The 25,337-nt window shown below is 62.6% G+C and carries 21 protein-coding genes and 1 pseudogene; 16 read left to right on the top strand and 6 right to left on the bottom strand.

Annotation, left to right across the window (positions count from 1 at the left end; translation table 11 throughout):
- The first annotated feature begins 53 nt into the window (after nt 1–53).
- Genes JYG37_RS33810 through JYG37_RS33800 form a run of 3 tightly spaced genes read left to right on the top strand, consistent with a single transcriptional unit; the run spans nt 54 to nt 3,099 of the window.
- A complete protein-coding gene (locus JYG37_RS33810; protein WP_027786234.1) occupies nt 54–1,328 on the top strand; it encodes a NupC/NupG family nucleoside CNT transporter in 1,275 nt (424 codons plus the stop codon).
- 39 nt (nt 1,329–1,367) lie between these two features.
- A complete protein-coding gene (gene deoA / locus JYG37_RS33805) occupies nt 1,368–2,684 on the top strand; it encodes a thymidine phosphorylase (protein WP_050016163.1) in 1,317 nt (438 codons plus the stop codon).
- Between the two features lie 25 nt (nt 2,685–2,709).
- Nucleotides 2,710–3,099: a cytidine deaminase gene (locus JYG37_RS33800; protein ID WP_089490211.1), complete on the top strand. Its 390-nt coding sequence runs from the start codon at nt 2,710–2,712 to the stop codon at nt 3,097–3,099.
- A 43-nt stretch (nt 3,100–3,142) separates the two neighbouring features.
- Here the strand turns inward: JYG37_RS33800 and JYG37_RS33795 are convergent, their stop codons facing one another.
- The 4 genes from JYG37_RS33795 to msrB form a co-directional block, all read right to left on the bottom strand.
- Complete coding sequence (locus JYG37_RS33795) at nt 3,143–4,258, bottom strand: Rieske 2Fe-2S domain-containing protein (RefSeq protein ID WP_213346795.1); 1,116 nt, start codon at nt 4,256–4,258, stop codon at nt 3,143–3,145.
- 245 nt (nt 4,259–4,503) lie between these two features.
- Nucleotides 4,504–5,247, bottom strand: coding sequence for a peptide-methionine (S)-S-oxide reductase MsrA (gene msrA, locus JYG37_RS33790; protein ID WP_213346793.1), 744 nt, complete (start codon nt 5,245–5,247; stop codon nt 4,504–4,506).
- Between the two features lie 60 nt (nt 5,248–5,307).
- Nucleotides 5,308–7,176 carry a cytochrome c biogenesis protein DipZ gene (locus JYG37_RS33785; protein WP_124631975.1) on the bottom strand — a complete coding sequence of 623 codons (1,869 nt, stop codon included), beginning with the start codon at nt 7,174–7,176 and terminating at the stop codon, nt 5,308–5,310.
- A 35-nt stretch (nt 7,177–7,211) separates the two neighbouring features.
- On the bottom strand, nt 7,212–7,742 hold the full coding sequence (gene msrB / locus JYG37_RS33780; protein ID WP_050016152.1) for a peptide-methionine (R)-S-oxide reductase MsrB: 531 nt from the start codon (nt 7,740–7,742) through the stop codon (nt 7,212–7,214).
- A gap of 55 nt (nt 7,743–7,797) precedes the next feature.
- On the opposite strand from msrB, the gene JYG37_RS33775 reads away from it, so the two are divergent.
- The 13 genes and pseudogenes from JYG37_RS33775 (at nt 7,798) to JYG37_RS33715 (ending at nt 24,056) form a co-directional block, all read left to right on the top strand.
- On the top strand, nt 7,798–8,199 hold the full coding sequence (locus JYG37_RS33775; protein ID WP_124631976.1) for an Arm DNA-binding domain-containing protein: 402 nt from the start codon (nt 7,798–7,800) through the stop codon (nt 8,197–8,199).
- A 123-nt stretch (nt 8,200–8,322) separates the two neighbouring features.
- Nucleotides 8,323–8,838: pseudogene (locus tag JYG37_RS33765) on the top strand (integrase core domain-containing protein); the annotation flags it as partial.
- Nucleotides 8,839–9,095: 257 nt separating this feature from the next.
- Entirely contained in the window at nt 9,096–10,976 is a 1,881-nt protein-coding gene (tssF, locus tag JYG37_RS33760) for a type VI secretion system baseplate subunit TssF (RefSeq protein WP_213346791.1), read from the top strand.
- A gap of 147 nt (nt 10,977–11,123) precedes the next feature.
- Nucleotides 11,124–14,123 carry a type VI secretion system Vgr family protein gene (locus tag JYG37_RS33755; protein WP_050016148.1) on the top strand — a complete coding sequence of 1,000 codons (3,000 nt, stop codon included), beginning with the start codon at nt 11,124–11,126 and terminating at the stop codon, nt 14,121–14,123.
- The gene (locus JYG37_RS33750) at nt 14,123–14,992 is read left to right on the top strand and encodes an ankyrin repeat domain-containing protein (protein WP_050016146.1); all 870 of its coding nucleotides are present in this window, start codon (nt 14,123–14,125) and stop codon (nt 14,990–14,992) included. The genes JYG37_RS33755 and JYG37_RS33750 overlap by 1 nt, the downstream gene beginning before the upstream one ends.
- A 43-nt stretch (nt 14,993–15,035) precedes the next feature.
- On the top strand, nt 15,036–15,479 hold the full coding sequence (locus tag JYG37_RS33745) for a hypothetical protein (RefSeq protein WP_050016144.1): 444 nt from the start codon (nt 15,036–15,038) through the stop codon (nt 15,477–15,479).
- Between the two features lie 65 nt (nt 15,480–15,544).
- Entirely contained in the window at nt 15,545–16,003 is a 459-nt protein-coding gene (locus JYG37_RS33740) for a DUF1795 domain-containing protein (RefSeq protein ID WP_050016142.1), read from the top strand.
- A gap of 21 nt (nt 16,004–16,024) precedes the next feature.
- On the top strand, nt 16,025–20,272 hold the full coding sequence (locus tag JYG37_RS33735) for an RHS repeat-associated core domain-containing protein (protein ID WP_089490215.1): 4,248 nt from the start codon (nt 16,025–16,027) through the stop codon (nt 20,270–20,272).
- Nucleotides 20,273–20,281: 9 nt separating this feature from the next.
- Nucleotides 20,282–20,806, top strand: a complete 525-nt coding sequence (locus JYG37_RS33730; RefSeq protein WP_080334338.1) for an SMI1/KNR4 family protein — start codon at nt 20,282–20,284, stop codon at nt 20,804–20,806.
- 69 nt (nt 20,807–20,875) lie between these two features.
- The gene (locus JYG37_RS33725) at nt 20,876–21,301 is read left to right on the top strand and encodes an NTF2 fold immunity protein (protein ID WP_080334341.1); all 426 of its coding nucleotides are present in this window, start codon (nt 20,876–20,878) and stop codon (nt 21,299–21,301) included.
- A 50-nt stretch (nt 21,302–21,351) separates the two neighbouring features.
- Nucleotides 21,352–21,543, top strand: a complete 192-nt coding sequence (locus tag JYG37_RS35205) for a hypothetical protein (protein WP_493381705.1) — start codon at nt 21,352–21,354, stop codon at nt 21,541–21,543.
- Nucleotides 21,536–22,096, top strand: a complete 561-nt coding sequence (locus JYG37_RS33720; protein WP_235356264.1) for an imm11 family protein — start codon at nt 21,536–21,538, stop codon at nt 22,094–22,096. The genes JYG37_RS35205 and JYG37_RS33720 overlap by 8 nt, the downstream gene beginning before the upstream one ends.
- 1,495 nt (nt 22,097–23,591) lie before the next feature.
- Nucleotides 23,592–24,056 (top strand): hypothetical protein, encoded by a 465-nt coding sequence (locus tag JYG37_RS33715; protein WP_050016137.1) that lies wholly within the window; start codon nt 23,592–23,594, stop codon nt 24,054–24,056.
- Nucleotides 24,057–24,120: 64 nt separating this feature from the next.
- Here JYG37_RS33715 and JYG37_RS33710 read toward each other — a convergent pair whose 3' ends face one another.
- Together JYG37_RS33710 and JYG37_RS33705 are read right to left on the bottom strand one after the other, a co-directional pair.
- Entirely contained in the window at nt 24,121–24,324 is a 204-nt protein-coding gene (locus JYG37_RS33710) for a hypothetical protein (RefSeq protein ID WP_050016135.1), read from the bottom strand.
- A 243-nt stretch (nt 24,325–24,567) separates the two neighbouring features.
- A complete protein-coding gene (locus tag JYG37_RS33705; RefSeq protein WP_060733711.1) occupies nt 24,568–24,864 on the bottom strand; it encodes an H-NS histone family protein in 297 nt (98 codons plus the stop codon).
- Between the last annotated feature and the right edge of the window lie 473 nt (nt 24,865–25,337).

Below are 25,337 nucleotides of genomic sequence, written 5' to 3'. Positions count from 1 at the left end.
GCGGGCACGGGCCGCCCGCCGGACAGTTCAAATAGTGAGAAAGGAGCACAAAGGTGGATATTCTGCGCAGTCTCCTCGGTATGCTGTTTCTGTTGCTGGTCGCGTATCTACTGTCGAACAACCGCCGCGCGGTCAGCGCGCGGACCATGATCGCCGCGCTGCTCACGCAGTTCGCGATCGGCGCGCTCGTGCTGTTCGTGCCGTCCGGCCGCGCAGCGCTGGCCGCGGCCGCGAACGGCGTCAATCGCGTGCTCGACATGGGCAATCACGGCATCGCGTTCGTGTTCGGCGGGCTCGTCGACGCGCGGATGTTCCAGTTGTTCGGCGATGGCGGGTTCGTATTCGGCCTGCGCGTGCTGCCGATGATCATCTTCGTCACCGCGCTGATCTCGGTGCTGTACTACATCGGCGTGATGAAGTGGATCGTCGCGATTCTCGGCGCGGGGCTCGCGAAAGTGCTGGGCGTGAGCCGCATCGAGGCGTGCTCGGCCGTCGCGACGATCTTCCTCGGGCAGAGCGAGATGCCCGCGCTCGTGAAGCCGTTCGTGCGCAACATGACGAGCGCCGAGATCTTCACGGTGATGGCGAGCGGGATGGCGTCGGTCGCGGGCTCGGTGCTGGTCGGCTATGCCGGCCTCGGGGTGAAGATGGAGTACCTGCTCGCCGCGTCGTTCATGGCGGTGCCGGGCGGGCTGCTGTTCGGCAAGCTGCTGTTTCCGACCGTCGAGCCGAGCCGCGTGGTGGTCGACGGCCTCGATTTCGACGACAAGCGCGCCGCCAACGTGATCGAGGCGGCTGCATCCGGCGCGTCGGTCGGCCTGCGCATCGCGATCAACGTCGGCGCGATGCTGATCGCGTTCGTCGGGCTGATCGCGCTGATGAACCTGATCGTCGGCGGCGCGGCCGCGTTCGCGGGCTTTCCGCAGGTCACGCTGGTCGGCATCATCGGCCACCTGTTCGCGCCGCTCGCGTGGATCATCGGCGTGCCGTGGCACGATGCGACGCTGGCCGGCAACTTCATCGGCGAGAAGCTGATCTTCAACGAATTCGTCGCGTACGGCGACCTGTCGCCGTACCTGAAGGGCGGCGCGCACGCGGCGGCGGCCGGCCTGCAGGTGCTCGACCCGAAGACGCTCGCGATCGTGTCGTTCGCGCTGTGCGGTTTCGCGAACTTCTCGTCGATCGCGATTCTCGCGGGCGGCTTCAGCGCGGTCGCGCCGGAGCGCCGCTCGGACGTCGCGCGGCTCGGCTTGCGCGCGCTGACGGCCGCGACGCTGTCGAACCTGATGAGCGCGGCGATTGCCGGGCTGTTCTTTTCGCTGCATTGACCCGTGCAGCAGACTCCGACCGTTTGACGCGAGGCAACGATGTTTCTACCGCAGGAATTCATTCGCAGGAAGCGCGACGGGCAGCCGCTCGATCGCGACGGGATGGCCGCGTTCGTGCGCGGCGTGACCGACGGCAGCGTGACCGAGGGCCAGGTGGCCGCGTTCGCGATGGCCGTGTATTTCAACGACCTGAGCACGGACGAACGCGTCGCGCTGACGCTCGCGCAGCGCGATTCCGGCGACGTGCTCGACTGGCGTGCGCTCGATCTCGGCGGGCCGGTGATCGACAAGCATTCGACGGGCGGCGTCGGCGACGTCGTGTCGCTGATGCTCGGGCCGATGGTCGCCGCGTGCGGCGGCTACGTGCCGATGATTTCGGGGCGCGGGCTCGGACACACCGGCGGCACGCTCGACAAGCTCAGCGCGATTCCCGGTTACGACGTGATGCCCGAGACGGACGCGTTTCGCCGCACGGTGCGCGAGGTCGGCGTCGCGATCATCGGGCAGACCGCGCGGCTCGCGCCGGCCGACAAGCGCATCTATGCGATCCGCGACGTGACGGCGACCGTCGAGTCGGTCGCGATGATCACCGCGTCGATCCTGTCGAAGAAACTCGCGGCAGGGCTCGACGGGCTCGTGATGGACGTCAAGGTCGGCTCCGGCGCGTTCATGCCGACCGCGGAGAAATCGGCGGAACTGGCGCGCAGCATCGTCGACGTCGGCAACGGCGCCGGCATGAAGACGACCGCGATCCTCACCGACATGAACCAGTCGCTCGCGCCGTGCGCGGGCAATGCGCTCGAAGTGGCGTGCGCGATCGACTACCTGACGGGCAAGTCGCGTCCCGCGCGTCTGCACGACGTGACGATGGCGCTGTCGGCCGAATTGCTCGTGACCGGCGGGCTGGCGCGCGATGCCACCCACGCACGCGAGAAGCTGCAGCAGGCGCTTGATTCCGGCGCGGCGGCCGAGCGTTTCGCGCGGATGGTCGTCGCGCTCGGCGGCCCGGCCGACCTGATCGACGCGCCCGCGCGGCATCTGGCGCGGGCGGCCGTGATCGTGCCGGTGGCGGCACCCGCGAGCGGCGTGGTGCAGCGCGTCGATTGCCGCGCGCTCGGGCTGGCGGTGGTCGCGCTCGGCGGCGGCCGCGCGCGCGCGGAGGACGCGATCGACGTCAGCGTCGGCTTGACGGCGCTTGCAGAGATCGGGCAGCGCATCGAGGCGGGCGAGCCGCTCGGTTTCGTGCATGCCCGCGACGAAGCGGCCGCGGCCCACGCGGCGGACGCCGTGCGCCACAGCTACGTGCTCGGCGAGACCGGCGAAGCGCCGCCGACCCTTTACCAGCAGATCGGCTGACCCTGCTCCCGGAGGCATCACCACGATGGAACGAGACGAACTGATCGAACAGGCGAAGGCGGCGCGCGAACGCGCGTATGCGCCGTATTCGCGCTTCAAGGTCGGCGCGGCGCTGCTGGCGCGCGACGGCACGGTGTTCCACGGCTGCAACGTCGAGAACGCGTCGTATGGACTGTGCAATTGCGCGGAACGTACGGCGCTGTTCGCGGCGATCGCCGCCGGCCATCGGCCGGGGGATTTCGCGCGGCTCGCGGTCGTCGGCGACACGGACGGCCCGATCGCGCCGTGCGGCGCATGTCGTCAGGTGATCATCGAGATCGGCAAGCCCGATATCGAGGTGATCCTCGCGAACCTGAAAGGGGCCGTCGAGGTCACGACGGCCAGCGCGTTGCTGCCGGGCGCGTTCACGCTGTAACGACACGCGCGGCGGCGAGCCGCCGCGCGTCGCATGCGTCACGTCACGCGCTGTCGCGCGCGTCGCGGATCGGGATCACGGTGCGCGCGCCGCACTGGCGCAGCAGGTCGCGCAGCTCGTTGATGACCGGAAACACCTCGTGGTTCCAGTCGGCGCCTTGGGCGTCGTGCGCTTCCTGCTCGCGCTCGACGATCCAGCGATCCTCGCGGAAGATCCGCTCGGTGAACCACACGAGCAGCGGCCACGCGAGATCGAGCGCGAACGGGATGCCGGGCTTGTGGATCGACAGCAGCCCGAACGTGCGGTTGGTGCGCTGTTCGGCGTCGAGCGGCACGTAGACGATCCACAGGTCCATCACGAGCGTGCCTTCGCTCGAGCGGATCTGCAGCGTCTGGTACGGGTAGCCGGTGCGCACCGTCATCACGCTCTTGTCGGACTGGTCGGCCGGCTTCTTGCTCGCGCCGAAGACGAGCGCCTCGCCGACCGGCTGCTTGCCCTCCATCCGCGCGAACGTGTAGTCGACTTCGACCCAGTCGTCGCCGCGGCGGCGGCCCACGGAGCGCGCGCGCATCTGCCCCATCTGCTTGCGATGCAGGAACTGATGGTTCATGTCCATCAGGTTCTCGTGCATGAACGAGTAGTGGCACTTGACCTCGCGGCCGAAGCGGCGCGTCTTGTACGCGGGATTGTCCGCGGATTCGAGCGCGGGGAACGGCCGTTCGTCGGCGAGCGTCGCGTCGCCCGGGAACACGAAGATCAGCCCATGCGCTTCGCGGCACGGATACGCGCGCACGCCGTTGGGCAAGCGCTCGCGGCCGAGGTAGGGCACGTCGACGCAGCGGCCGCTGTCGCACGCGTAGGTCCAGCCGTGATAGCAGCAGCGCAGCGTTTCGCCGCTCACGACGCCCGCGTGCAGCGGCACCTGGCGGTGCGCGCAACGATCTTCGAGCGCATACACGGCGCCCGATTCGGTGCGCACGAGCACGATCGGATCGCCGGCGAAGCGCACGCCGAGCGTCTTGCCGCGCTTGAGCTCGCGCGACCACGCGAGCGGGTACCAGTGATCCGGGTGAATGGGCACGCGGCGCAGGTCGCGCGCGACCGCGCCGGTGGACGGTTCTTCGAGGGTGTTGCTGTCAGGCAAAGGCACTGCGCGCATGCGTGACGCCTCCTGGCGGGACTGAATGTCGAACGCCGCAAGAAGCGGCGGGAATCAGGAGAGTCTACGCGAAGTTGCCGATCGCGGCGGATGCGATGCGGGTTTGCCCCGGCATCGCGTCCGCCGGTTCGTTGATCCGGCGCAAACGGGACGCCGCTGGTGCGTGGTGCCGGCGGCTCTGCCGGGCGACGGGCGGCAGCCCCGTCATGCAGCGAACAGACGGTCGCAAGCGATTCATGAACGAATCATAAGCGGGCTTCGCGCCATAGCACCGGGTCGGCGCGGTACAGCGCCGGGAAGCGCTGCTTCAGCCCGGCGACCTTCGGCAGGTCGTTGAACGCGATATACGGCGCGTCGGGGTGCAGTTCGAGGTAGTTCTGATGATAGGCCTCGGCCGGATAGAAGCCCTTGTAGGCTTCGACGCGCGTGACGACGGGCGCCGGAAACACATGCGCGCCGCCGAGCTGCGCGATGTACGCGGTCGCGACCGTGCGTTGCTGCGCGGTGGTCGGGAAGATCGCGGAGCGGTACTGCGACCCTTCGTCGGGGCCCTGCCGATTCAGCTCCGTCGGATCGTGCGCGACCGAGAAGAACACCTGCAGCAGCCGGCCGTACGTGACCTGGGTCGGGTCGTAGACGATGCGTACCGATTCCGCGTGCCCCGTGAGCCCCGAGCCGACGAGCGCGTAGTGCGCGGTTTCGGACGCGCCGCCCGCGTAGCCGGCGGTCACCTGCTTCACGCCCTTCACGTGCTCGAACACGCCCTGCACGCCCCAGAAGCAGCCGCCGGCGAACACGGCCGTCTCGTCGTGCGACGCGCCGGGCGTTTCGTCGAGCGTCGGCGCGGGCACGGTGCGCATCGGCTCCGCGGAATTGACGATGCGCTGGTAGCCGAACACGGCGGCCGCCGCGACGGCGATGGCGCCGATGCGGCGCAGCATGGCGGCGCGCCGGCGTCCGGCGGCATCGCGGATAGGGATCGGGTTCATGTTTTGCTCCTTCGGAATGCGTTGGGAAAAGCGGCGCCGGGATGGCGGTAGCGCGCGCGATCAGCCGAAAGTGAATGCGTACGCATCGACCCCCGGATCGAGAAACTCGATCGCGAACGTGCGGTCGGCGATCGTGCCGGTCTGCCGGACGAGCTGGTACAGGCGCTGGCCGGTGACGGTGCCGTAGCCCTGCGCGTCGACATCCGTGCCATGCGCGGCGCCGGGCGCGGCGCCGTCGAGCGTCACGCGAAAGCGCACGGGCCGGCCGCTCGTGCCCGGGCCGAGCACCAGGTGCAGGTCGCGTGCATGGAAGCGGTAGACGATCCGGCCATCCGGCGCGGCCAGCGACGCGCGCTCGGCGCCGACGTTCCACGTGCCCGCGAGGCCCCAGCCGTTCAGATCCGGGCCGGCCGGCGCGTCGTAGCGGTGCGCCGCATCGCGCACGACGCCGCCCGGCGACGCGAAGCTTTCCGCGCGCGCATAGCCGACATAGGTTTCGGGCGAGCGGACGTCCGCGCTGTCGGCCGCCGCGAGCGCACCCTTCGCGGGCGCGCCGGCGAGGCCGAGCGGCACGTTCAGCGCGTCCGGGTGGCCGGCTTCGGCGAGCAGCGACTGGATCGCGCGTTCCGACTGCGCGTATTCGCCTTCGCCGAAGTGGTGATGGCGAATCCGCCCTTGCGCATCGATGAAGTAGTGCGCGGGCCAGTATTCGTTGTTGAACGCGCGCCAGATCGAATAGCCGTTGTCGATCGCGACCGGGTAGTCGATGCCGAGGTCGTGCACGGCCTTCTTCACGTTGCCGATGTCGCGCTCGAACGCGAATTCCGGCGCGTGGACGCCGATCACGACGAGCCCGTACGGCGCGTACTTGCGTGCCCACGCAGTCGTGTACGGCAGCGTGCGCAGGCAGTTGATGCACGAATACGTCCAGAAATCGACCAGCACGACCTTGCCGCGCAGCCCGGCCGCCGTCAGCGGCGGCGAGTTCAGCCACTGCACCGCGCCGTCGAGCGACGGCAGCGTGCCTTCGACCGGCAGCGCGGACGCGGTGGCGCCGGCCGCGCGCATCATCGCGCTGCCGGCCATCGCACCGCCGCCGGCCGGTGCGCCATCGGCTGCGGCGGCCATCATCGCGCCGCCCGTCGCGTCGTCGGTAGCGGCGGTCGCAGCCGGCGCCGCCGGTGCCGGCGGCGCGCCGTTCGAGCGGCCGCCGAGGCGGTCGACGAGCTTCGTTTCGAGCCCGCCCGTGGTGACCGTCGACAGTTGCGCGAGGGCGCCGGTATCGAGGCCGAGCGCGATCGCGCCGACGCCGGCCAGGAGCGCCGCGCCGATCCCGCGGCGGATCCATTCGCCGGCACCGAGCGAGCGCTTCATCGCGGCGAACACCTTGCCGCCGATCACGAGCGCGACGCCGAGCGACGTCGCCGCGCCGGCCGCATATGCGACGAGCAGCAGCGTCGTGCCGACGCTCGCGCCGCGCAGCGCGGCGCCGGTCAGCACGAGGCCGAGGATCGGGCCCGCGCACGGCGCCCACAGCAGGCCCGTCGCGACGCCGAGCAGCAGCGACGACGCCGGGCCGGCCGGGCGGCCGTCGCGTTGCGCGAAGCCGGTGAGCCGGTTGCCGGCGGCGACGAGCGGGCGCGTCAGGTGTTCCGCGAAACGCGGCATCAGCAGCGTCAGGCCGAACACGGCGAGCAGCACGATCGCGATCCAGCGGCCGGCCTGGTTGGCCTGCGCGACCCAGCCGCCGCCGACGGCGGCGAGCGTCGCGACGACGGCGAACGTGAGCGCCATGCCGGCGAGCAGCGGCAGGCCGGTGCGCACGAACGGCTGGTCGGCGCGCGCGAATACGAACGGCAGCACGGGCAGGATGCACGGGCTCAGGATCGTGAGCACGCCGCCGAGATAGGCAAGGACGATGAGCAGCATGAGGCGTTCTCCAGTCGGATGGGCTTGGGGCCGGATCAGGCGGCAGCGGGGTGGAACGCGAGCGCGAGGCCGTTCATGCAGTAGCGCAGACCGGTCGGCGCGGGGCCGTCGTCGAACACGTGGCCGAGATGGCCGCCGCAGCGGCGGCAGTGCACCTCGGTGCGGACCATCCCGAACGACGCGTCGGTGTCGGTGCCGACAGCATGGTCGAGCGGTTTCCAGAAGCTCGGCCAGCCCGTATGGCTGTCGAACTTGGTGGCCGACGAGAACAGCGCGAGGTCGCAGCCGGCGCACGCGAACGTGCCGTGCCGGTGCTCGTCGTTCAGCGGGCTGGTGAACGGCCGCTCGGTGCCGGCTTCGCGCAGGACCGTGTATTGGGCGGGCGTGAGCCGGCGATGCCATTCGGCGTCGCTGAGCGTGATCTCGAACGGGGCGGCCTTCGGCGAGCCGGCCGGCGGCGCGGCGAACGCGCGGCCGACCAGCGCGCGGTGGCCGGCGGACGACAGCGCCGCGAGCGCGGCGAGGCCGGTGGCGCCGGCGAACAGCAGATGTCTGCGGGTGGGCATGATGGGCTCCTGGAAGCAGGTGCTGAAAACATGCGCCCATCGTAGGCGGCGGCCGGTGTCGAAGTCCTCACGGAAAGTTAAACGAATCGTGATTGTTTTTTGGGTGATCCGGCCAGGTCCGTTGAAATCCGTCAAAGCCCCATCCATCAAGGGGTTGCGGGAAGTTGGTGGTCCACCAACTTCTGCGGAAATTCTCCACGAGCCGCAACTTTTTAGTGTTTTTTTAGTGTTTGCGATGTGGGGTAGGCTCTGCGTAGAGATGCGCGGGCCAACCCGGTTGCAATATCAAAGGAGGGCGATCATGGGTGCTCTGACGGTTAGACAAATCGAAGCCGAGAAGGCGACCGGGAAGTTGTATTTCCTCTCGGATGGGCGCGGACTGTTCCTGCGCATCGGCCCGGATGGCTCGATGGAGCAGCCCCCTGAAACGCCGGACACAGTCACCCACTTACAATAACGGGTAGGCATAAGACTGTGTTTTTGACTAACACCAGGCAGGAAGTGATGGAAGTGTTGACGGGCCCGGTGCGTCGGCGGCGCTGGACGGCGGAGCAGAAGCTGGCGATGGTCCGCGAGAGTTTCGAATCAGCGATGGTGTTCCGATAGATTCGAGTTTCGCTGTGACAACGGCGAGCCGCTGCGCGTGACGTTTGCGCTGGACTGTTGCGATCGTGAGGCGATGAGCTGGGCGGCCACGACGGCAGGCCACAGCGGTGACATCGTGCGCGACGTGATGCTGGCTGCAGTGGAAAATCGGTTTGGCAACGAACTGCACACCCCGTCCGAAATCGAGTGGCTGAGTGACAACGGCTCGGGCTACACGGCCGACGACACGCGCCGGTTCGCAGTGGCCATCGGCCTGAAGCCATTGACCACGCCGGTGTGCGGCCCGCAAAGTAACGGGATAGCCGAGAGCTTCGTGAAGACGATGAAACGCGACTACGTCGCCTTCATGCCGAAGCCGGACGCAGCGACTGCCGCACGCAACTTGGCCATCGCGTTCGAGCATTACAACGAGAAGCATCCTCATAGCGCGCTGAAATACCGCTCGCCTCGCGAGTTCCGGCGCTCGATGGATTCAGCAACCTTAGTGTGATGCCGTGTCCGGTATTACAGGGGCAACTCCAGTTTTGACACCACCGAAGCCCAGAGGGCTGTCACGAGGGCCATAGTGGCTGCCCTCGCTTCATAAAATCGGCGGTGCTCAGGGCTTGCGTATTTCGAGCATTCTCATTTATTCGCCCCCGACTCGATAAATTCGAGATAAGCGTGCGCGGTGCCCGGTTAGAATCGGCGCGTCTACCTATGAGCACGGTACCGATTGACAGATCGGCGTGACCATCTGAAACGCGTATGGCCATCGAACCCGAGGATCTTCTACCGCATTTTGAGCGTGAGCTGGGTCTGCTGCGCCGTTCGACGCGCGCATTCGCCGAGCTTTACCCCAAAGTCGCGGCTCGTCTTGCGATGTCCGGTGAGCACTCGGATGACCCATATGTCGAACGGCTGCTGCAATCGTTCGCGTTGATGTGCGCTCGGCACGACATCCGACTCGAAGATGAGGTGCCGGAGTTTACGCACGCGTTGATTGACACGATCCACGGAGCGTTCCTGCGGCCGTTTCCATCTTGTGCGATGGCCCAATTTCGCGTGGATCGAGACAGCAAGCAGACTGAGCCGCGGCTTGTTCCACGCGGCACGCAGCTGGTGGCGCCGAATAGCCGTCAGGTGTTCCGCACCGCCGCCGACGTCACGTTGGTGCCGGTGGCTGTCTCCGGCGTACGTTACGCGACGTCGACCGTCGCGCCGATGCAAACCCCACTGCCGCCCGACACGACGGGGATTTTGTCTTTCACCCTTGAGCTCACATCGCCGTCAACCCAGTTCTCGGATGCTCCAGACATGCTGCGGCTGCATTTGGCGGGGGAGAGGGAGGTGGTGGCCGCGCTCGCCGACGGCGTGCTGTTGCACGCCACGCGTGCCTTTGTTGAACTGGACGGCAACGGGCGCTGGCGTCGGGTGGACATGCCGCTGGCGGCCGCAGGTTTCGACGATGCCGACGCGCTGCTTCCGCCGCCTCCCGACAACACGATTGCTCCGTTTCATCTGTTGATGGAGTACGGCGCGTTTCCCGCTCGATTTGACAACCTCGATCTGAATTTGGCGCGGTTGAAACGGTTGGCGGTTGGCGCGCGCCGGATCACGTTGCATTTGGCCCTTGCCGGCATCCATCCGGACTCACGTCGCGCTCAACGGTTGGTCGGAGCGTCGGCCGACAATCTCCGGCTATTTTGCACACCAGTAGTCAACTTGTTCTCGAGCAATGCGGAGCCGATCGAAACGAAGGCCGGGCAAGCGTACTATCCGCTGAAACCGTTTTCGCTCAAGACCGCAGCTACGAGCGAGGTGTGGTCAGTTGACCAGGTTCGCATAACGACCGCCCGGGGCACCGCGATTTTGCCGCCCTTCGAATCTTTGCAGCACGCGTTTGGCGCAGCGCCAGGCCTGTATTGGGTTGTTTTGCGCGACGAAGCCAGGCGCGCGCCGAAGCCGCCTTCCGAGCCCGGGAAGACGGGACAGGAAACGCCGCGCGGACAGGCAACTGGAGCGCGCGCAGACGGGTTGCGTGGCTTGGAACTCGCACTTGTGAATGCTCGCGGCGAGCCCGTTGATCCGGCCGCGCAGCGCCAACTCGACATCGTGCTGTCTTGCACAAATGGCAACCTGGTGGACATACGCGAACGCCAGTTGGCCGTGCGCGATGGAGACGCCGGTGACGAAATCGAGTTATTGGCGCAGCCCAGCGCAAGTCCCGCGCCGATGCTTCGTCGCGGCGAGCTGTGGGAATTGATGTCGTGGCTGGTTCCGCAGGCAGTGCGGCTGAACGCCGAAGGCCTCAATGAATTCAAGCGGCTGTGCACCCGCTTCGGCAAGTTTGCCCCCGACGCCGGGCGGCGTTTCGACGCGCTCGTATCCCTGTCGACTGAACGGGTGCGGCGCTGGATGCCGGGCAAGCCGGCTTCAGCGTTCGTCCAAGGATTGGAGATCCGGCTCGTGATTGACGAGCCGCGTTTCGTCCAATTCAGTCTCGCCGGATTGGGGCGCGTGATGGATCGATTATTTTCCCCGTACGTTCCTGTCACCAGCTTCGTGCAAATCGTCTTGGTCTCGGCGGAGACCTGTGCGGTATTGCGACGCGGTGAACCCTGCGCCGGCACCCAACCACTTATTTGATTGGCGGGTGGAGAGGGTATCAGCAGGGAAATTGCAAAGGAATTTCAGGTATCTTTCGCTGGCAAACGTTTTGTCCTACAGTAGCGGGGCCTCAAGTTGGTGAGCCAATTGGGGACAGAACCTGAGACGAAAATAAAGGGAATTCAAATGAGTTTCGCCCCGAATGGCGGTATTCCGGCTGGTTCCGGCGGGAATCTGTTCGGCTCTCTGAGCGCGCTCGGCGGCCTTGCCGGGCCGGTTGCGTCCACGGTAGCAGGCCAGATTGGCCCGCTCGCCGGCGTCGCAAGTCATATCGACACCGTGCAACGCGCCGTCCAGCTCGCGCAGACCGGTTTCTCGCTGATGAACAAGACGCCGGCCGCGATTGCGGACGCGCTCAACAATGCGGCCGGCGGCGTTGCTCGACTGACTCAGCTAAATCGATACGTGACCATCGATTCGCCGCTCGGTCCGGACGTGCTGCTGGTCAGCACCGCGGTTATCGACGAACACGTCAATCGGTTGCCGGAGATCCACCTGGATTTGCTGTCACACCAGCATGATCTGGTGCCCGACCAACTGATCGGGCAACCGATCAAGATCCGATTCGACCAGAGCGCACGGCAGTCCACGCTTGAGCGCATCGTGTCGTCAGGCGCCACCGACAGCATCCGTTACTTCGACGGCTACGTCACGTCGTTCGATCGGGCGGGCAATCCGGGCAAGGTGACGCAATATCAAATGACGGTGGCGCCGTGGTTCTGGTTTCTGACGCGCTCGACCGACTGCCGGATTTTCCAGAACAAGACCGCGCAGGATATCCTCACCGAGATTTTCCAGGATCACGGGTTCACCGATTTCGAATTCGACATCCGGACTGCGCAGAAGCCGCTCGAATATATCGTGATGTATCAGGAGTCGTATTACAACTTCTGCGCGCGGCTGATGGAGCAGGAAGGCCTGATCTGGACGCACCGCTACGAAAAGGAAAAGCACTTCCTTGTCGTTGGCGATACGAATTTCGTTTTCCGTCCGATCGACGGGCTGGCCAATTTGCCGTATGCCGCCACTGCGGCGAGTGAAGACAACGGCATCGACCAGTTGCATGAAGGTCGGCGCTTCGGCGTCGGCAAGATCGCCTTTCGCGACTTCAATCACCAGAACCCATCGTCGCCGCTGATGCTGGTGCAGGCCGAGCCGGAGAATCTGCGGCATGCGGGGCTCGAGACAACGGAGCGTTTCGAACACCAGTCGTTGTTCGATCACGGCGATGATGGCGACCGTTACGCTCGCATTGCGATGCAAGCAGAAGAAGCAAGCGCGCATCGGTATACGGGCAGCGGCTATGCGTGGCGGATGACCACTGCAGGCAGCGTGACGGTGATGAACCATCCAGTCATGGCCAACAATCAGGAATACGCCATCCTGCATGTTCGTCACGAGGCCGTGAACGATTACACGGAACACAACGCAAAGCTGCCGTACCGCAATACATTTTCTCTGCTCCCGAAGAAGTTTCCGTATCGTTCACCCAGAAATACGCCGAAGCCCGTCATTCATGGCACGCAGTCGGCAATCGTGGTCGGCCCAAAGGGCGAAGAAATTCACACGAACGGCAGTGCCGTGAAGGTGCACTTCCTGTGGGATCGCCGCGGCAAGTTGGACGGCTCGGATTCGATGTGGATCCGCGTGTCCCAACCGTGGGCGGGTGACGGGTGGGGGGCGGCCGCCATCCCGCGGATCAATCAGGAGGTCTTGGTCGCGTTTAATCAAGGGGATCCCGACAATCCGGTCATTGTGGGCCGCGTCTACAACGGCCAGCAGGGCAACCCTTATCACGGTGCTGCCGGACAGACGATGGGGATCAAGAGCCAGACCCACAAGGGCGCGGGCTCAAACGAATTGCGATTCTCCGACGTGAACGGCGCACAAGAAGTCTTTCTGCACGCGCAGAAGGATATGAACACGGTCATCAAGGATTCGGAAACGCACACGGTCGAAGCCGGCGGTCGCACGGTGTCGCTGCTCAAGGGCAGCGAGACGAAGCAGATCGCGCAGGGCGGATTGAAGGAAACCATCGCGTTGACGCGCGACACCACGGCGAACGTGATCAATACGAAGGCCATCGCGAGCAAGGCCGGGCCCGGCATGCAAAGCCATCAGGCGAGCGACGGCATCGAGCATCGTGTCGGCGATGGCGTCGTGACAATGACGCCGGACAGCATCAAGCTGACCTTCGGTCCGTCAACGATCGTCATCAACGCGAACGGCATCTATCTCGACGGGCCTGTCATCCATCTGAATCGCGGCAGTGCGCAATCCGCGGAACAGGCGCTCGCGCTCGAGTGGGCGGCAGAGCAGGCGACGATCGCGAAGGGGCTGGCGAGCCCCGACCCGGCGACGCGCGCGGCGGCGGCCAAGCTGGCGAGCTCGCTGAAGGCGCAGCAACTGGCGAAACTCGCGGATCACGTGTATCACCCGAACGATCCGCCGCCGACCGGGTGGAAGATGGCGACCAACGATCCGGAAGCATTGAAGGCGTTCGGCCTCAAGCCGAGCGATTTCGAGAAAAGCGGTAGCAACTTCGGGTCGCAGATGTATATCCCGGATCCGAATGTCTTCGGCGACAGCATGAAGCCGACGATCGCGTTCAAGGGTACCCAGCAGCTCTTCGGCGAAGACATGAGCAACAACATGGCGCAAGGGCTCGGCGCCGATGCGCCGTACTACCGCAATGCGGTCACGATCGGCAAGAACATCGAGACCACGGGCGCGTCGGCCGGCGTCGATTTCACCGGGCATTCGCTCGGCGGTGGCCTGGCGTCCGCTGCAGCCGAGGCCAGCGGCGGTTCGGCTGTGACCTTCAATGCTGCAGGCCTCAATCCGGAGACGGTCGCGCAATACGGCGGAACAGCCCAGCCGGCCAACATCACGGCCTATCGCGTCGACGGCGATATCCTGACCGGTCTGCAGGAAGGCCGACTCGGGCCGATCAGCGACGGTACGGCGGCACTGATGCCCAAGGCGGTTGGCAGCCCCGTCACGCTCGACGGCGAAAGCGTGACCACGGTCGGCCGTCACCTGATGGGTGACGTGACGAACGGGATCAACCAGCAGGTCGCGAAGGATCAGCTCGACCTGGTCTCCCAACTGAATTCATCTCACTGATGCGATACAAGAAAGCGATAACCGCCGGCGCGATTGCCGCACTCGTTGGAGTGTCCTCGCCGCTGTGGTGGCCCACTCAAGCCCAAGGGACGAACATGACTGGCTTCAAGCGTTACGCACCGGAAGATTTCTTTTCGGGGCAGCAACTCACGTTGGCTCAGGCCATTCATGACGGCGATCTCACCCGCGTTCAGCAGCTCGCGCACAAGACCGATCTGAATGCGCCGGGCGCGAAGAATACGACGCTGCTGTCGTATGCAGTTCAGGAAATCGTTCCGGTCAAGAACGACGCGTCTAATCCGCGCTTCCAGATCATTTCGGTGCTCGTGAAGAACGGCGCGGACCCCAAGGCGCCGGTCGGTGCCAGCGGCGGATCGGTAGTCGACGTCGCATTGCGGGCCGATACGCCCAACCTCCTGCGCGTGTTGTTGAACAGCGGGCTCGATCCCAACTGGCAATACAACGGCGACACGCCGATGATTTTTGCAGTTGCAGAGAACCGGCTGCTGCCCCAGCTGAAGCTGCTGGTTGAGCACAAGGCGAACGTGAATGCTCGTGATTCGCTCGGAAAGACGGCACTCTTCGAGGCGACGATGATTCAGCAGTGGGATGTCGTCGATTACCTGCTCGCGCACGGCGCGGATCCGAAGATTGCCAGCCAGCTCGGCGTGTCGTACGGATGGGTGCTGCAGAACGAGTTGAAGAACCATACGTCTGCGGACTCGCCGGCGCGTACGCGTATCGAAGAGATTCGTCGCAAGATCGTTACGGCCGGCGCGCCCTGGCCGCCACTCGATCCGAAGGCGCAACGCTCAGCGATGCGCGCACGCGGCGAGAAGGTCGTGACACCTGCCGGCCAGACGGATTGAACGCATGCGCGACCGTTGAAGTGTCGTGCAATGGATTCGGGAAATGACGAACGTTCTTGATTCGACGCCGCGTGTCAGGCGAGAGGTGGTCCTCGGCGTATCCGGGGCGCTGTACGTGCTCTCGCTGACGATGCCGGCGATGCATTTCGAGAAAGAAGCGTCGCTTAGCGGGCTGTCGGTTCTCGCTCAGGGCTGGTGGGGACTGTTCATGCTCAATCCGGCATGGCTCGCCAATCCGCTCTACGTCGTTGCGGCTGTCCAGCTCGCCCGGAACCGATATACCCGCGCGAGTCAGCTTTCGGCCGCTGGGCTCGCGTGTGCGCTCTGTTCATTGTTCACGACAAAGTGGTACTTCAACGAAGCAGACGCGACGCCGATATCCGGCTACGGCGTCGCGTTTTACGTGTGGCTCGTCGCGCATATCGTATTGCTCGCGGGCAGTTTGCGCTTGCACCGGGAAAGCATCGTCGCGTTGCAGGGAAAATGAGCGTCGGCGCGTGTGCGCGTTGATTTCAACCCATTCCAACAACTACACATCACGAGAGAACTAGCATGACGGATTCCGAAAACCGTATTCGGATTCACGAAGGCAGCATCGTTCTGCCGGACGGTTTCGAGGATCGCACGACCAACCTCTTCGTGCCGGCCGATACGGCTGCGCAACCGAACCTCAGTGTCGCACGCGACTGGCTCAAGGACGGAGAGACCCTTGCGCCGTATATCGATCGGCAGATCGCGCTGCTCAAATCGAGGTTGCAGGGACACCGGGTGCTTTCGCGCCAGGCTGAACGGCTTGGACCTGAAACCGATGGAATGCCGGGGGAGCGCATCGACGCTGCCTATCGGAACGGCCCCAAGACCGTTTTTCAACGGCAAGGCGCATTCATTGTTGCCCCAGGACGCGTGCTGATCTTTACCGCTTCGAGCGCGAAGAGCTTCGGCGAAACGCTCGACGCATTGTGGCGCGACTGGCTCGACGGCTATCGTCCGGCAGAACAAGAGTCGGCATAACAACAGCAAAGGACCATCATCGTGTACGAAGCCGCACGAGTCACTGACCCGATCGATCACACCAGCGCGCTCGCGGGCTTTCTGGTCGGCGCCGTGCTGGGCATTGCCCTAATCGCCGCAGTCGCCTTCGCCACATTCACATGCGGATTCGGCGTGGCCTTGCTGGCCGGCATGATGGCCGGTATCGGAGCGCAGGCTCTCCTATCAATAGGGGAGTCGATCGGGAAGATGTTCAGCTCGCAATCCGGCAACATCATCACAGGTTCGCCGGACGTCTACGTCAATTCCCTTTCGGCGGCCTATGCGACGCTGAGCGGCGTGGCATGCAGCAAGCACAATCCCATTCCGCTTGTCGCGCAAGGATCGACGAACATCTTCATCAACGGGCGGCCAGCGGCGCGGAAGGACGACAAGATCAAGTGCGGCGCGACAATCTCCGGCGGTTCGCACGATACGTTCTTTCACGGCGGCACGCAGACTTACCTGCCGGTCGACGACGAAGTGCCGCCGTGGCTGCGAACGGCGACGGAATGGGCGTTCGTGCTGGCGGGGCTGGTCGGCGGCTTAGGTGGGTTGTTGAAGCAGGCTGGCGGGCTGTCGCGCGCGGTCCTTCCTTGCGCTGCGAAGTTCATCGGCGGGTACGTGCTCGGTGAGGCGTTCGGACGGTACGTCGCCGGGCCCGCGATCAACAAGGCGCTCGGCGGGATGTTCGGCAACCCAGTCGACGTCACGACCGGAAGAAAGATCCTGTTGGCCGAATCGGAAACAGACTTCGTGATCCCGAGCCCGATGCCGGTTGCGATCAAGCGGTTCTATTCGAGCAGCATTGACTATGCGGGGACGCTCGGGCGCGGCTGGGTCGCCCCGTGGGAGCTTCGTTTGCACGCTCGCGACGGACGCCTTTGGTACACCGACGCGCAAGGGCGCGAGAGCGGATTTCCGTTGCTGCGTGCCGGGCAAGCCGCATTCAGCGAGGCCGAGCAACGGTATCTGACCTGTACGCCCGACGGCCGCTACATCCTGCATGACATTGGCGAGACGTATTACGACTTCGGCCGATATGAGCCGGACTCCGGCCGCATTGCTTGGGTGCGCCGCATCGAGGATCAGGCGGGACAGTGGTGCCAGTTCGAGCGCGATAGCCGCGGCCGCGTCACCGAGATTCTGACGTGCGGCGGATTGAATGCCGTGCTCGATTACGAGCAGGAACACGGACGGCTTAGCGCGGTCACGCTCGTTCATGGCAATGAGCGCCGCCTGGCCGTCGCTTACGGATACGATGAGAACGGCCAGTTGGCGTCGGTGACGGATGCAAATGGAGCGGTTGTACGCCAGTTCGCATATACCAACGGCCTGATGGCGAGCCACGTGAACGCACTGGGTTTCACGTCCAGTTATGTGTGGTCGACGATCGAAGGACAGCCGCGGGTCGTCGCAACGCGCACCAGCGAGGGCGAGGACTGGTCGTTCGAATACGACGTCGATGGCCGGCAGACGCGCGTCCGGCACGCCGATGGTCGCACCGCGCACTGGCGCTTCGACGCACAGTTTCAGATTGTCGAGTACACCGACTTCGACGGGGGACTCTACCGGATCAAGTACAACGACGCCGGCATGCCGGTGATGCTGATGCTGCCGGGTGAGCGCACGGCCGAGTTCGAGTACGACGACGCGGGCCGGATCGTCGCCGAGACTGATCCGCTTGGCCGCACGACACGCACTCGCTATGACGGCAACAGCAGGCGGCCTGTGGAGATTGTCGGGCCTGACGGTGGTGCCTGGCGTGCAGAATACGATCCGCAGGGTCGGCTGCTGGTGAGTCAGGATCCGCTTGGCCGCGAAAACCGTTACGAGTATCCGAAAGGGCTGACCTCGCTCCCGCTCGTGCACATTGATGCACTGGGGGGACGTAAGACTCTGGAGTGGAATAGCCTCGGCGAGCTCGTCGCGCGCACTGACTGTTCCGGCAAAGCGACGCGAACCACTTTTGATCCGTTCGGTCTGCCGGTTATGCGTGAGAACGCGCTTGGTCAGCGCATCACGTACGATGTGCGTCCGACCGGCGAGCCGCGCCGCATCACATATCCCGACGGAAGTTCGGAGGCCTTCGAATACGATGCAGCCGGGCTTATGGTTCGGCACGTTGGCCTCGGCGGAAGGGTCCGACAGTCGCTGCGCAATGCGCGTGGCCAGGTCGTCGAGATAAGCGATCCAGCAGGGCGCCGGACCCGTTATCGGTACGATGCCGACGGGCGGCTTCGAGAGCTACTGCAGGACCGCGCATGCTATGCGTTCACGTACAGTGCCGGCGGTCGGCTCTTGACCGAGACGCGACCGGACGGCGTGGAACGGCGGTTCGGGTATGGGGACGCTGGCGAATTGCTCACACTTGATATCGTAGGGGCCCCGGTCAATGGCGCTAATGCGAATCGCCCGATTCGCACTATTCGCTTTGAGCGCGACCGGATGGGCAATCTGAAGGTTCAGCATACGCCGACCGAGGTAACCCGCTTTGAGCGCGACAAGGGCGACCGGACTGTGAAAGTTGAGCGTACGCCAACTCCAGCCGGTATTGCGCTTGGCATCACTCCGGACGTCGTGAGTTTCGAATACGACAAAGCGGGTCGCCTTATGGCCGAGCACGGCGTGAACGGCACAGTGGAATATGTGCTCGATGCGCTCGACAACGTGACAAAGCTAGCGCTGCCGCACGACCAGAGCTTGCAGATCCTGCGGTATGGTTCAGGCCACGTTCACCAGATCCGTTGTGGCGATCAGGTGGTGAGTGACTTCGAGCGTGACGATTTGCATCGTGAAGTGATGCGCACACAGGGGCGGTTGACTCAGCGTTCCGCATACGATCCGCTTGGTCGGAAAGTCTGGCAGTCGGCAGGATTCCAACCCGAAGCGCTGGGTCGTGGGCGCGGGCACTTGTGGCGGAATTACGGCTACGACGCCGCTGGCGAGCTCATCGAGATGAGCGACGGCCTCCGTGGCAGTACGCAGTACAACTACGATCCTGCCGGGCAGCTGACCCGGCGGGTGAACACGATGGATCGGCAAGTTGAAGAATTCGCGTGGGACGGTGCCGGCAACCTGCTTGACGATGCGCAGCGCAGTAGCCGGGGGTACGTCGAAGGCAATCGCCTGCTCATGTGGCAAGATCTCCGTTTCGAGTACGATCCGTTTGGCAATCTCACGACGAAGCTGCGCGGAGCGAACCAGACGCAGCGGTTCACCTACGACGGGCAGAACCGACTGATCGCAGTCCGAACGCACGACGCGCGTGGCACGGTCGAATCTCGGTTCGAATACGACCCGATCGGGAGGCGGATTGCGAAGACGGATACCAGTTACGACCTGCGTGGCGTAAAACTGCGCAGCGAGACGAAGCGGTTCGTATGGGAGGGGCTACGGCTCGCCCAAGAGGTGCGCGAGACTGGCGTGAGCAGTTACATATACAGTCCAGATGCGTCGTACTCTCCAGCGGCACGCGTTGATGCGGTTATCGCGAACGCACTGGCGGCGGCAGCGATCGACACGGCGAAGCTGGCGTCGCGGATATACCACTTCCATACGGATCTGGTGGGCGCCCCATTGGAAGTTACAGACGAAGCTGGAGAGCTAGCGTGGGCGGGGCAATATACGGCGTGGGGCAAGGTCAAGCCGAACAGTGGAGAACTGACTTCGGCACGCACGGATCAGCCGCTCCGCTATGCCGGACAATATGCCGATGAAAGCACGGGCCTTCACTATAATACTTTCAGGTTCTACGACCCTGATGTAGGCCGGTTCATTAACCACGATCCGATCGGGCTGCTGGGTGGCGACAATTTGTATGCGTATGCCCCCAATCCTACAGGATGGATCGATCCGTGGGGCTGGTTTGGGGAGAAGCCGTTGAACTCTCCGGATGTGACGAAATGGCTTGAAAAAGGTGGTACCGTTCACGTTGAGGTGGAGTCGGGGACGTGGGTATATACCAACGCAAAAGGTACGGTTGTCCGTTATCCAAATGGTTATCCTGATTTCAAGCCGTATGAGGTCAGATCTGTAGACGTTGAGGGGCTGAAAGGAAATCACAGTAGGGCGCCAGCAGGGGACTTTGGATTGGCGGATGCAAAGGCAGGAAGCCCCGCCGACTACACGAAAAATACTTGGCACCACCACGAGAACATGGTAACGATGCAGGAAATTCCGAAGGATATTCACAGTGAATTCACCCATAGGGGTGGCGTCTCTAATTTGAAGAATCAATCGTCGTGTTAAGGAGGTAAGGTGCCAGTTCTGTATGGAGCAAAACCTGCACAGCCGCTCCTCGGTAAATTGGAGGCGGAACTCGGATTCGTTCTTCCGACGGATTACAAGGATTTTTTGAAGAAGTGGAATGGCATATTCATTGGCGGCGCCGACTATCTCGATTTTGATTTTCTTGGTGTCGATAATGGAATGATTTCCTTTGCTTCGCTTTTTGGAGTCGGAACGAGTAACGAGAATTTTGATTTAATAGAGCAAAACGAGCGTGTCAGAGGTGAGGTCGATTTTCTAAACGATTTCTTTGTGATTGGAGATGACCCGGGGGGTAATTACTACGCGCTGGCGCGACTCGATAGCGTTGAAAAGGTCCTGTATTGGGATAGAACGCATCTGCATGCGAATGACACAGCGAAGCCGGATATTGCAGAGGTGTCAGAATGTGGCAACCTCTACAATATAGCCGATGGATTCTCGGCATTTCTGGATATGATCGTCGCCGGAACAAAACAGATGCAGTTTGTCGCGGTCGACGACTGGCCTGGCTAAAATATGGATGTCATCGTCGCTGAGGTCTCGCACTAGGGCGGTATTTTCAATGATTAAGGGTTGAAGGCGATGAATGACGATTTTGAGCAAGCGCGAACGGCATTGCGATCATTCATGTTGGAAATGAATCAATGGGAAAAGGATTTTTACGAGAAAAAGCATAGTGCTCTGAAAAGTGGTGGCGATGTTTCTGGTATTGATGACCGTGCACGGAAAGATCTTTCTGCTATTTTAGAGAAATGGGCGTTCCAAGAAAAAACAAACCAAGGTCGTTTAATTGACTTGGGTTGTTCGGAGCCACCGACATACGATCCTGAAACCGACGTTGAAGATAGCATCGAATCCGTGAATGGAGAGGTAGTTTTCGCCATTCGCCAGACATTGGGAATGTTGACGATATCCCGATTCACGATGAAGGAAAAGGCGGGTAAATGGATGGTGAAGAAAAAAGAGTTTCTTAATTTTAACGACAAATGGCAGCGTTCAGTTCTCTAACAACGTCGTTCGCCCCGTTTTTCTGATTGGGCGTTGTCAAGCCGGACGGAATGGCGCACCCTTTGGTTCCGTGCAGAAAGGTAAATAGTATCGGTCTGGATGTCGTGGGTGCTGAGAGTAACACGCCGACATTTTTTCTTGAGCCGTGTGAGGCCGGGATGCACGAGGAGTTGCACCGCGCCATAATAGCTGATGGATTCTCGGTATTTATGGAATTTGGATGTGGGGCGGTGCGTGAGTAACGTTTACGGTTTGAGGCAGGATGAAGCATTTCAGCCTCTCGTTCAAGTCGATGATGACGGTGAAATCGCATATGACAAGAGCGTAGCTATACGAGCAACCGCTCTATGTGGGCGAGGGTTTGGCCAAGACTATGACCCCGTTAAGCTTACGTGGGGTACTTCGCGCAGAAAAAAGACCAGCGACGTTCATACGATGCTATCTCCGTTTCTCCTGTTTAGTGAGAGGGCGCTTGATGTATTGGCGCCGGTACTTCGTGGCAGCGGGGAGATATTGCAGGTCGAGGCCCCGATAAAAGACATGCTCGGATTTCATGTAACCCGGGTGATCGAGAATGCCGTCGATATGGACGCATCAAAATTCAAAGTCTACCCTCAGGCGACGGTTTTTAATAAAATATTCCTTCTGAAGAGTCGCATTGAAGGGGTTGATATATTTCGCCTAAAAGAAAGTCCTGCTTCAGTATTTGTATCCGAGCGTTTTAGGGAGCTTGTAGAGCAAAATGAATTAAAAGGGTTCGATTTCGGAGGGGTCATTTCGCAATCTGAGAAGTAGGATTTCGCAACTCCCGGTGACTGGTCAGAGAATGGCCCGGGTGTCCTCGATTTCACGAGAGTAACGTGTGAGAATCATACATCGGGGTGGTGGACTTCTAGGCCTCTATGCGCGGGTACGCCAACGAAAGGAATTTAGCGGAGCAGCAACGTTGTCACTCGATCAGTTGAAGCGAATGCGAGAGGCACTTCGTCCATACGGACTGAAGTTGCTGGAATCAGAATGGAAAGGTTGGCACGCGCAATATCGATTTCGATGTCGCAAGGGACACGAATCCAGCCGATGCGGCTCCTATCTGTTCTACACGATGGTCCAGTGCCCGGCATGTCGCGTTGACGGGGTACTTCGTCAGATCCACCAACTCGCGCGGCAGGCCGGCGGGCGCTGTCTTTCGGAGCAGTATGCGGGCCGCGGCACACCACTCCAGTTTGTATGTAAGGCAGGGCACGTTTTCGAGAAGACCGCCGAGAATCTGCGAAAGGGCTCTTGGTGCGCGCTCTGCGCGAGGGCGCAACATTCGAAACGCATGGCCGATCCGGACGGGATGACACGCATGCGAGGGGCTGCAAACGCGAGAGGCGGCAAGTGTTTGTCGACCGGCTACACGAAACTGACAGCGCGCTATCGTTTCCGGTGTGCTGCAGGCCATGAATGGGAGACTTCAGGTAGTGGGATCGTGCGGGGCGCCTGGTGCCGCATTTGCGCGGACCGAGAGAAGGTACACGCATATCGTCACAAGGACGGCCTGGCAAGGTTACGTGAACGCGCGAGGAGCCATGGTGGAGTCTGTCTCTCGAAGGTCTACGAGGGCAGCAAGGCCTACTATAGGTTCCGATGTGGTGCAGACCACGAGTGGGAGACGCAAGGCGCGAGGATCTTTCGTGGCGCTTGGTGCCCGGAGTGTCAGCGGGAGGCAATGCGCTTTGGGATCGAGCGCATGCGCCTGTGGGCGAGGGAACTCGGCGGGCGGTGCTTGTCCGAAACATACCGAAACGCGGCGACGCGCCTGAAATGGGAGTGCGACACGGGCATCGCTGGGAGGCCGCTCCTGGGGCTGTTGTTCGGGGGCATTGGTGCCCAGTGTGCAGCCGCGACGGGTCCAGGCTTGGGCTCGAGCTGATGAAAAGCATTGCGCTTGAGCGTGGTGGGAAGTGTGTCTCAGCGACCTATGTGAATAGCGCGACCAGACTTGAATGGGAATGTGCCCGAGGACATCGATGGCTCGCCACACCGAATACGATTCGACGTGGCCACTGGTGTGCTCGGTGTTATTTCATCAGTATCACGACAACCGAAACGACTCGCCGCAAGCGGCGACATGAAGCGGTCGGGAGGTGAGCTATTCAACCAGATGTGCGGCGCGCCGGCGCGTTTCAGCTCAGTGAGGACGTCTTTGGCGGGCAATGACGCGATAGGATATGGGCCGTTGCTCAATCGCTCATGACGTCCTGTTTTGTTATGCTCTGGTGTGATCGTATGGAATCAGAGACGAACGATGCTCATTCGAGAACAAGGGCGCCTCATCAAGTTGCTTCGTGCCGTGCCGCCGAAGCGGCCTTCCATCAGGGCGCGGGCGCGCGAATGCGTCATCGGTACGTTTCGTGTCGATGAACCTGTCCCGACTGGGCTGCTTGACACTCTGTCCCGCGACGAGCGCAAGCTGCTCGAGCGATGGCTTGAAGCATATCGGGAAAGCAAGGCGCGCGATCAAGTGCGCCCCGTGCTGGCCGGCGCACCCGAACAGCTCGAGAGGCTCGTTGGTGCGCTCGAAGTGGCGGCCGACACTTTGTCGAGCGCCGAAGCAGATCAGATTTGGGCGCAGCTTCATGCGATTGCGCGCACGTTGAAGAGAGCGGGGCATCCGCGGCCGCGAGCAGCACGTCGGTCGCCGGCGGCACTGCCAGGGCAGCAGGACTTCTTTGGTGAATTCGACGAGCTCGAGCGGCTGGCCGAACAATGAACATGCGCCGCTTGATCTTCTCTGTGCGAGGCGGACGGGCATAGGCTGGAGGGCCGGTCGTCGTCTACAACAACGACATCTGGCTCGAAGTGCTTTCGTCGATCGTCTGACCGGTTTCCTTGGCGGGCCGGTTCCGCCGAGTTGCGGATTGCGCATGCCCGTTTGGCACTTCAATTTCGGTGATCTGCTGATACTTACGCGCCCAGTCGGCCCCGAGTACATCGGCGGAGAACACGACACCCGGCGCAATCTGAACAAACTGGCTCATCGGCAGGTCTTCCTAAGCGGACTGAACGTCGAAGTGCGCAGCGGCGTAGCGCGCGCTGCAGTTCCACACTTCGACGCCGTCACGGGTGAACGTAGCCCATCCATCTTTCACGATCATCTCTGCGTGCGGAAATACGTCGCCGTGACCGTTTGCCGAGGCCGCAAATACCGTCCGCTCCCGACATGTCGCCCAGTATGTCCCATCTGGTAAAGATGACGACATTGTGCCCAACTGCCGATCGGCTTACTGTTCGATCAAAAAGCGATCGCGGTTCTTCGCGTTCGCAATCCACTGGGGAGCCTTGCCACGGCCGCTCCAGGTTGCACCTGTCTTCGGATCGCGATACTTCGGCGCAATCGGCGCGCGAGGGCTCGGTGCAACGGCGCGACGTCGACCGAAAAGTTGTTCCGGCGTGATCCCGTATTCTGCAATCTGTTCGCGCATGGAGGAAATGATGGCGTCCAGCTCGGCAAGTCGAGCTTCTTCTGCTTGTTGTGCCAGCGCTTCTGCCTGCGCTTTGAGCTCGAGATATGTAGGCATGAGAGTGTAGGATCCTTTTTCGAAATGTTTCGGTAGGTTAATCGTTCCGAAGTCAGCGGTAGTCACGAAACTTCGGCTCACGAATTATATCCGCGATGGAGAGATAGCCGATCGCAATTGACCTCACGAGCGCACGCTCAATATTCTCGCGCGCTGGCTCGGACTGCCCCGACGTGTGAAGGTCGCCCAGACCTTGTCGCTGCCAATGCCCCGACAGAAAGCAGGAGAACGCGTATTGCAGTATCACGCGGCATTCCAGGCCCTGCGCATGGGTCGCGGCTCGGTGCATGGGGCTGGCTGTTCTACTCCAGCTGATTGTGCTTTGGGGCTTCATCAACGAAACCCCCACACGAATTGTGTGTCGAGGTCCCGCTGGCAACCGAACGCGGCATCAATGCAGCGCTCGAGTTGGGCAAGACGACGGATAACACGAGATGTCGAGCTGGTCGTGCAGTCCGCTCGGCGCCGACCGC

Source organism: Burkholderia sp. LAS2 (assembly GCF_018417615.1).
Classification (GTDB): Bacteria; Pseudomonadota; Gammaproteobacteria; order Burkholderiales; family Burkholderiaceae; genus Burkholderia; species Burkholderia sola.
The sequence above is the reverse complement of the archived record's forward strand: the minus strand, read 5'-3'. Positions and strand labels throughout refer to the sequence as shown.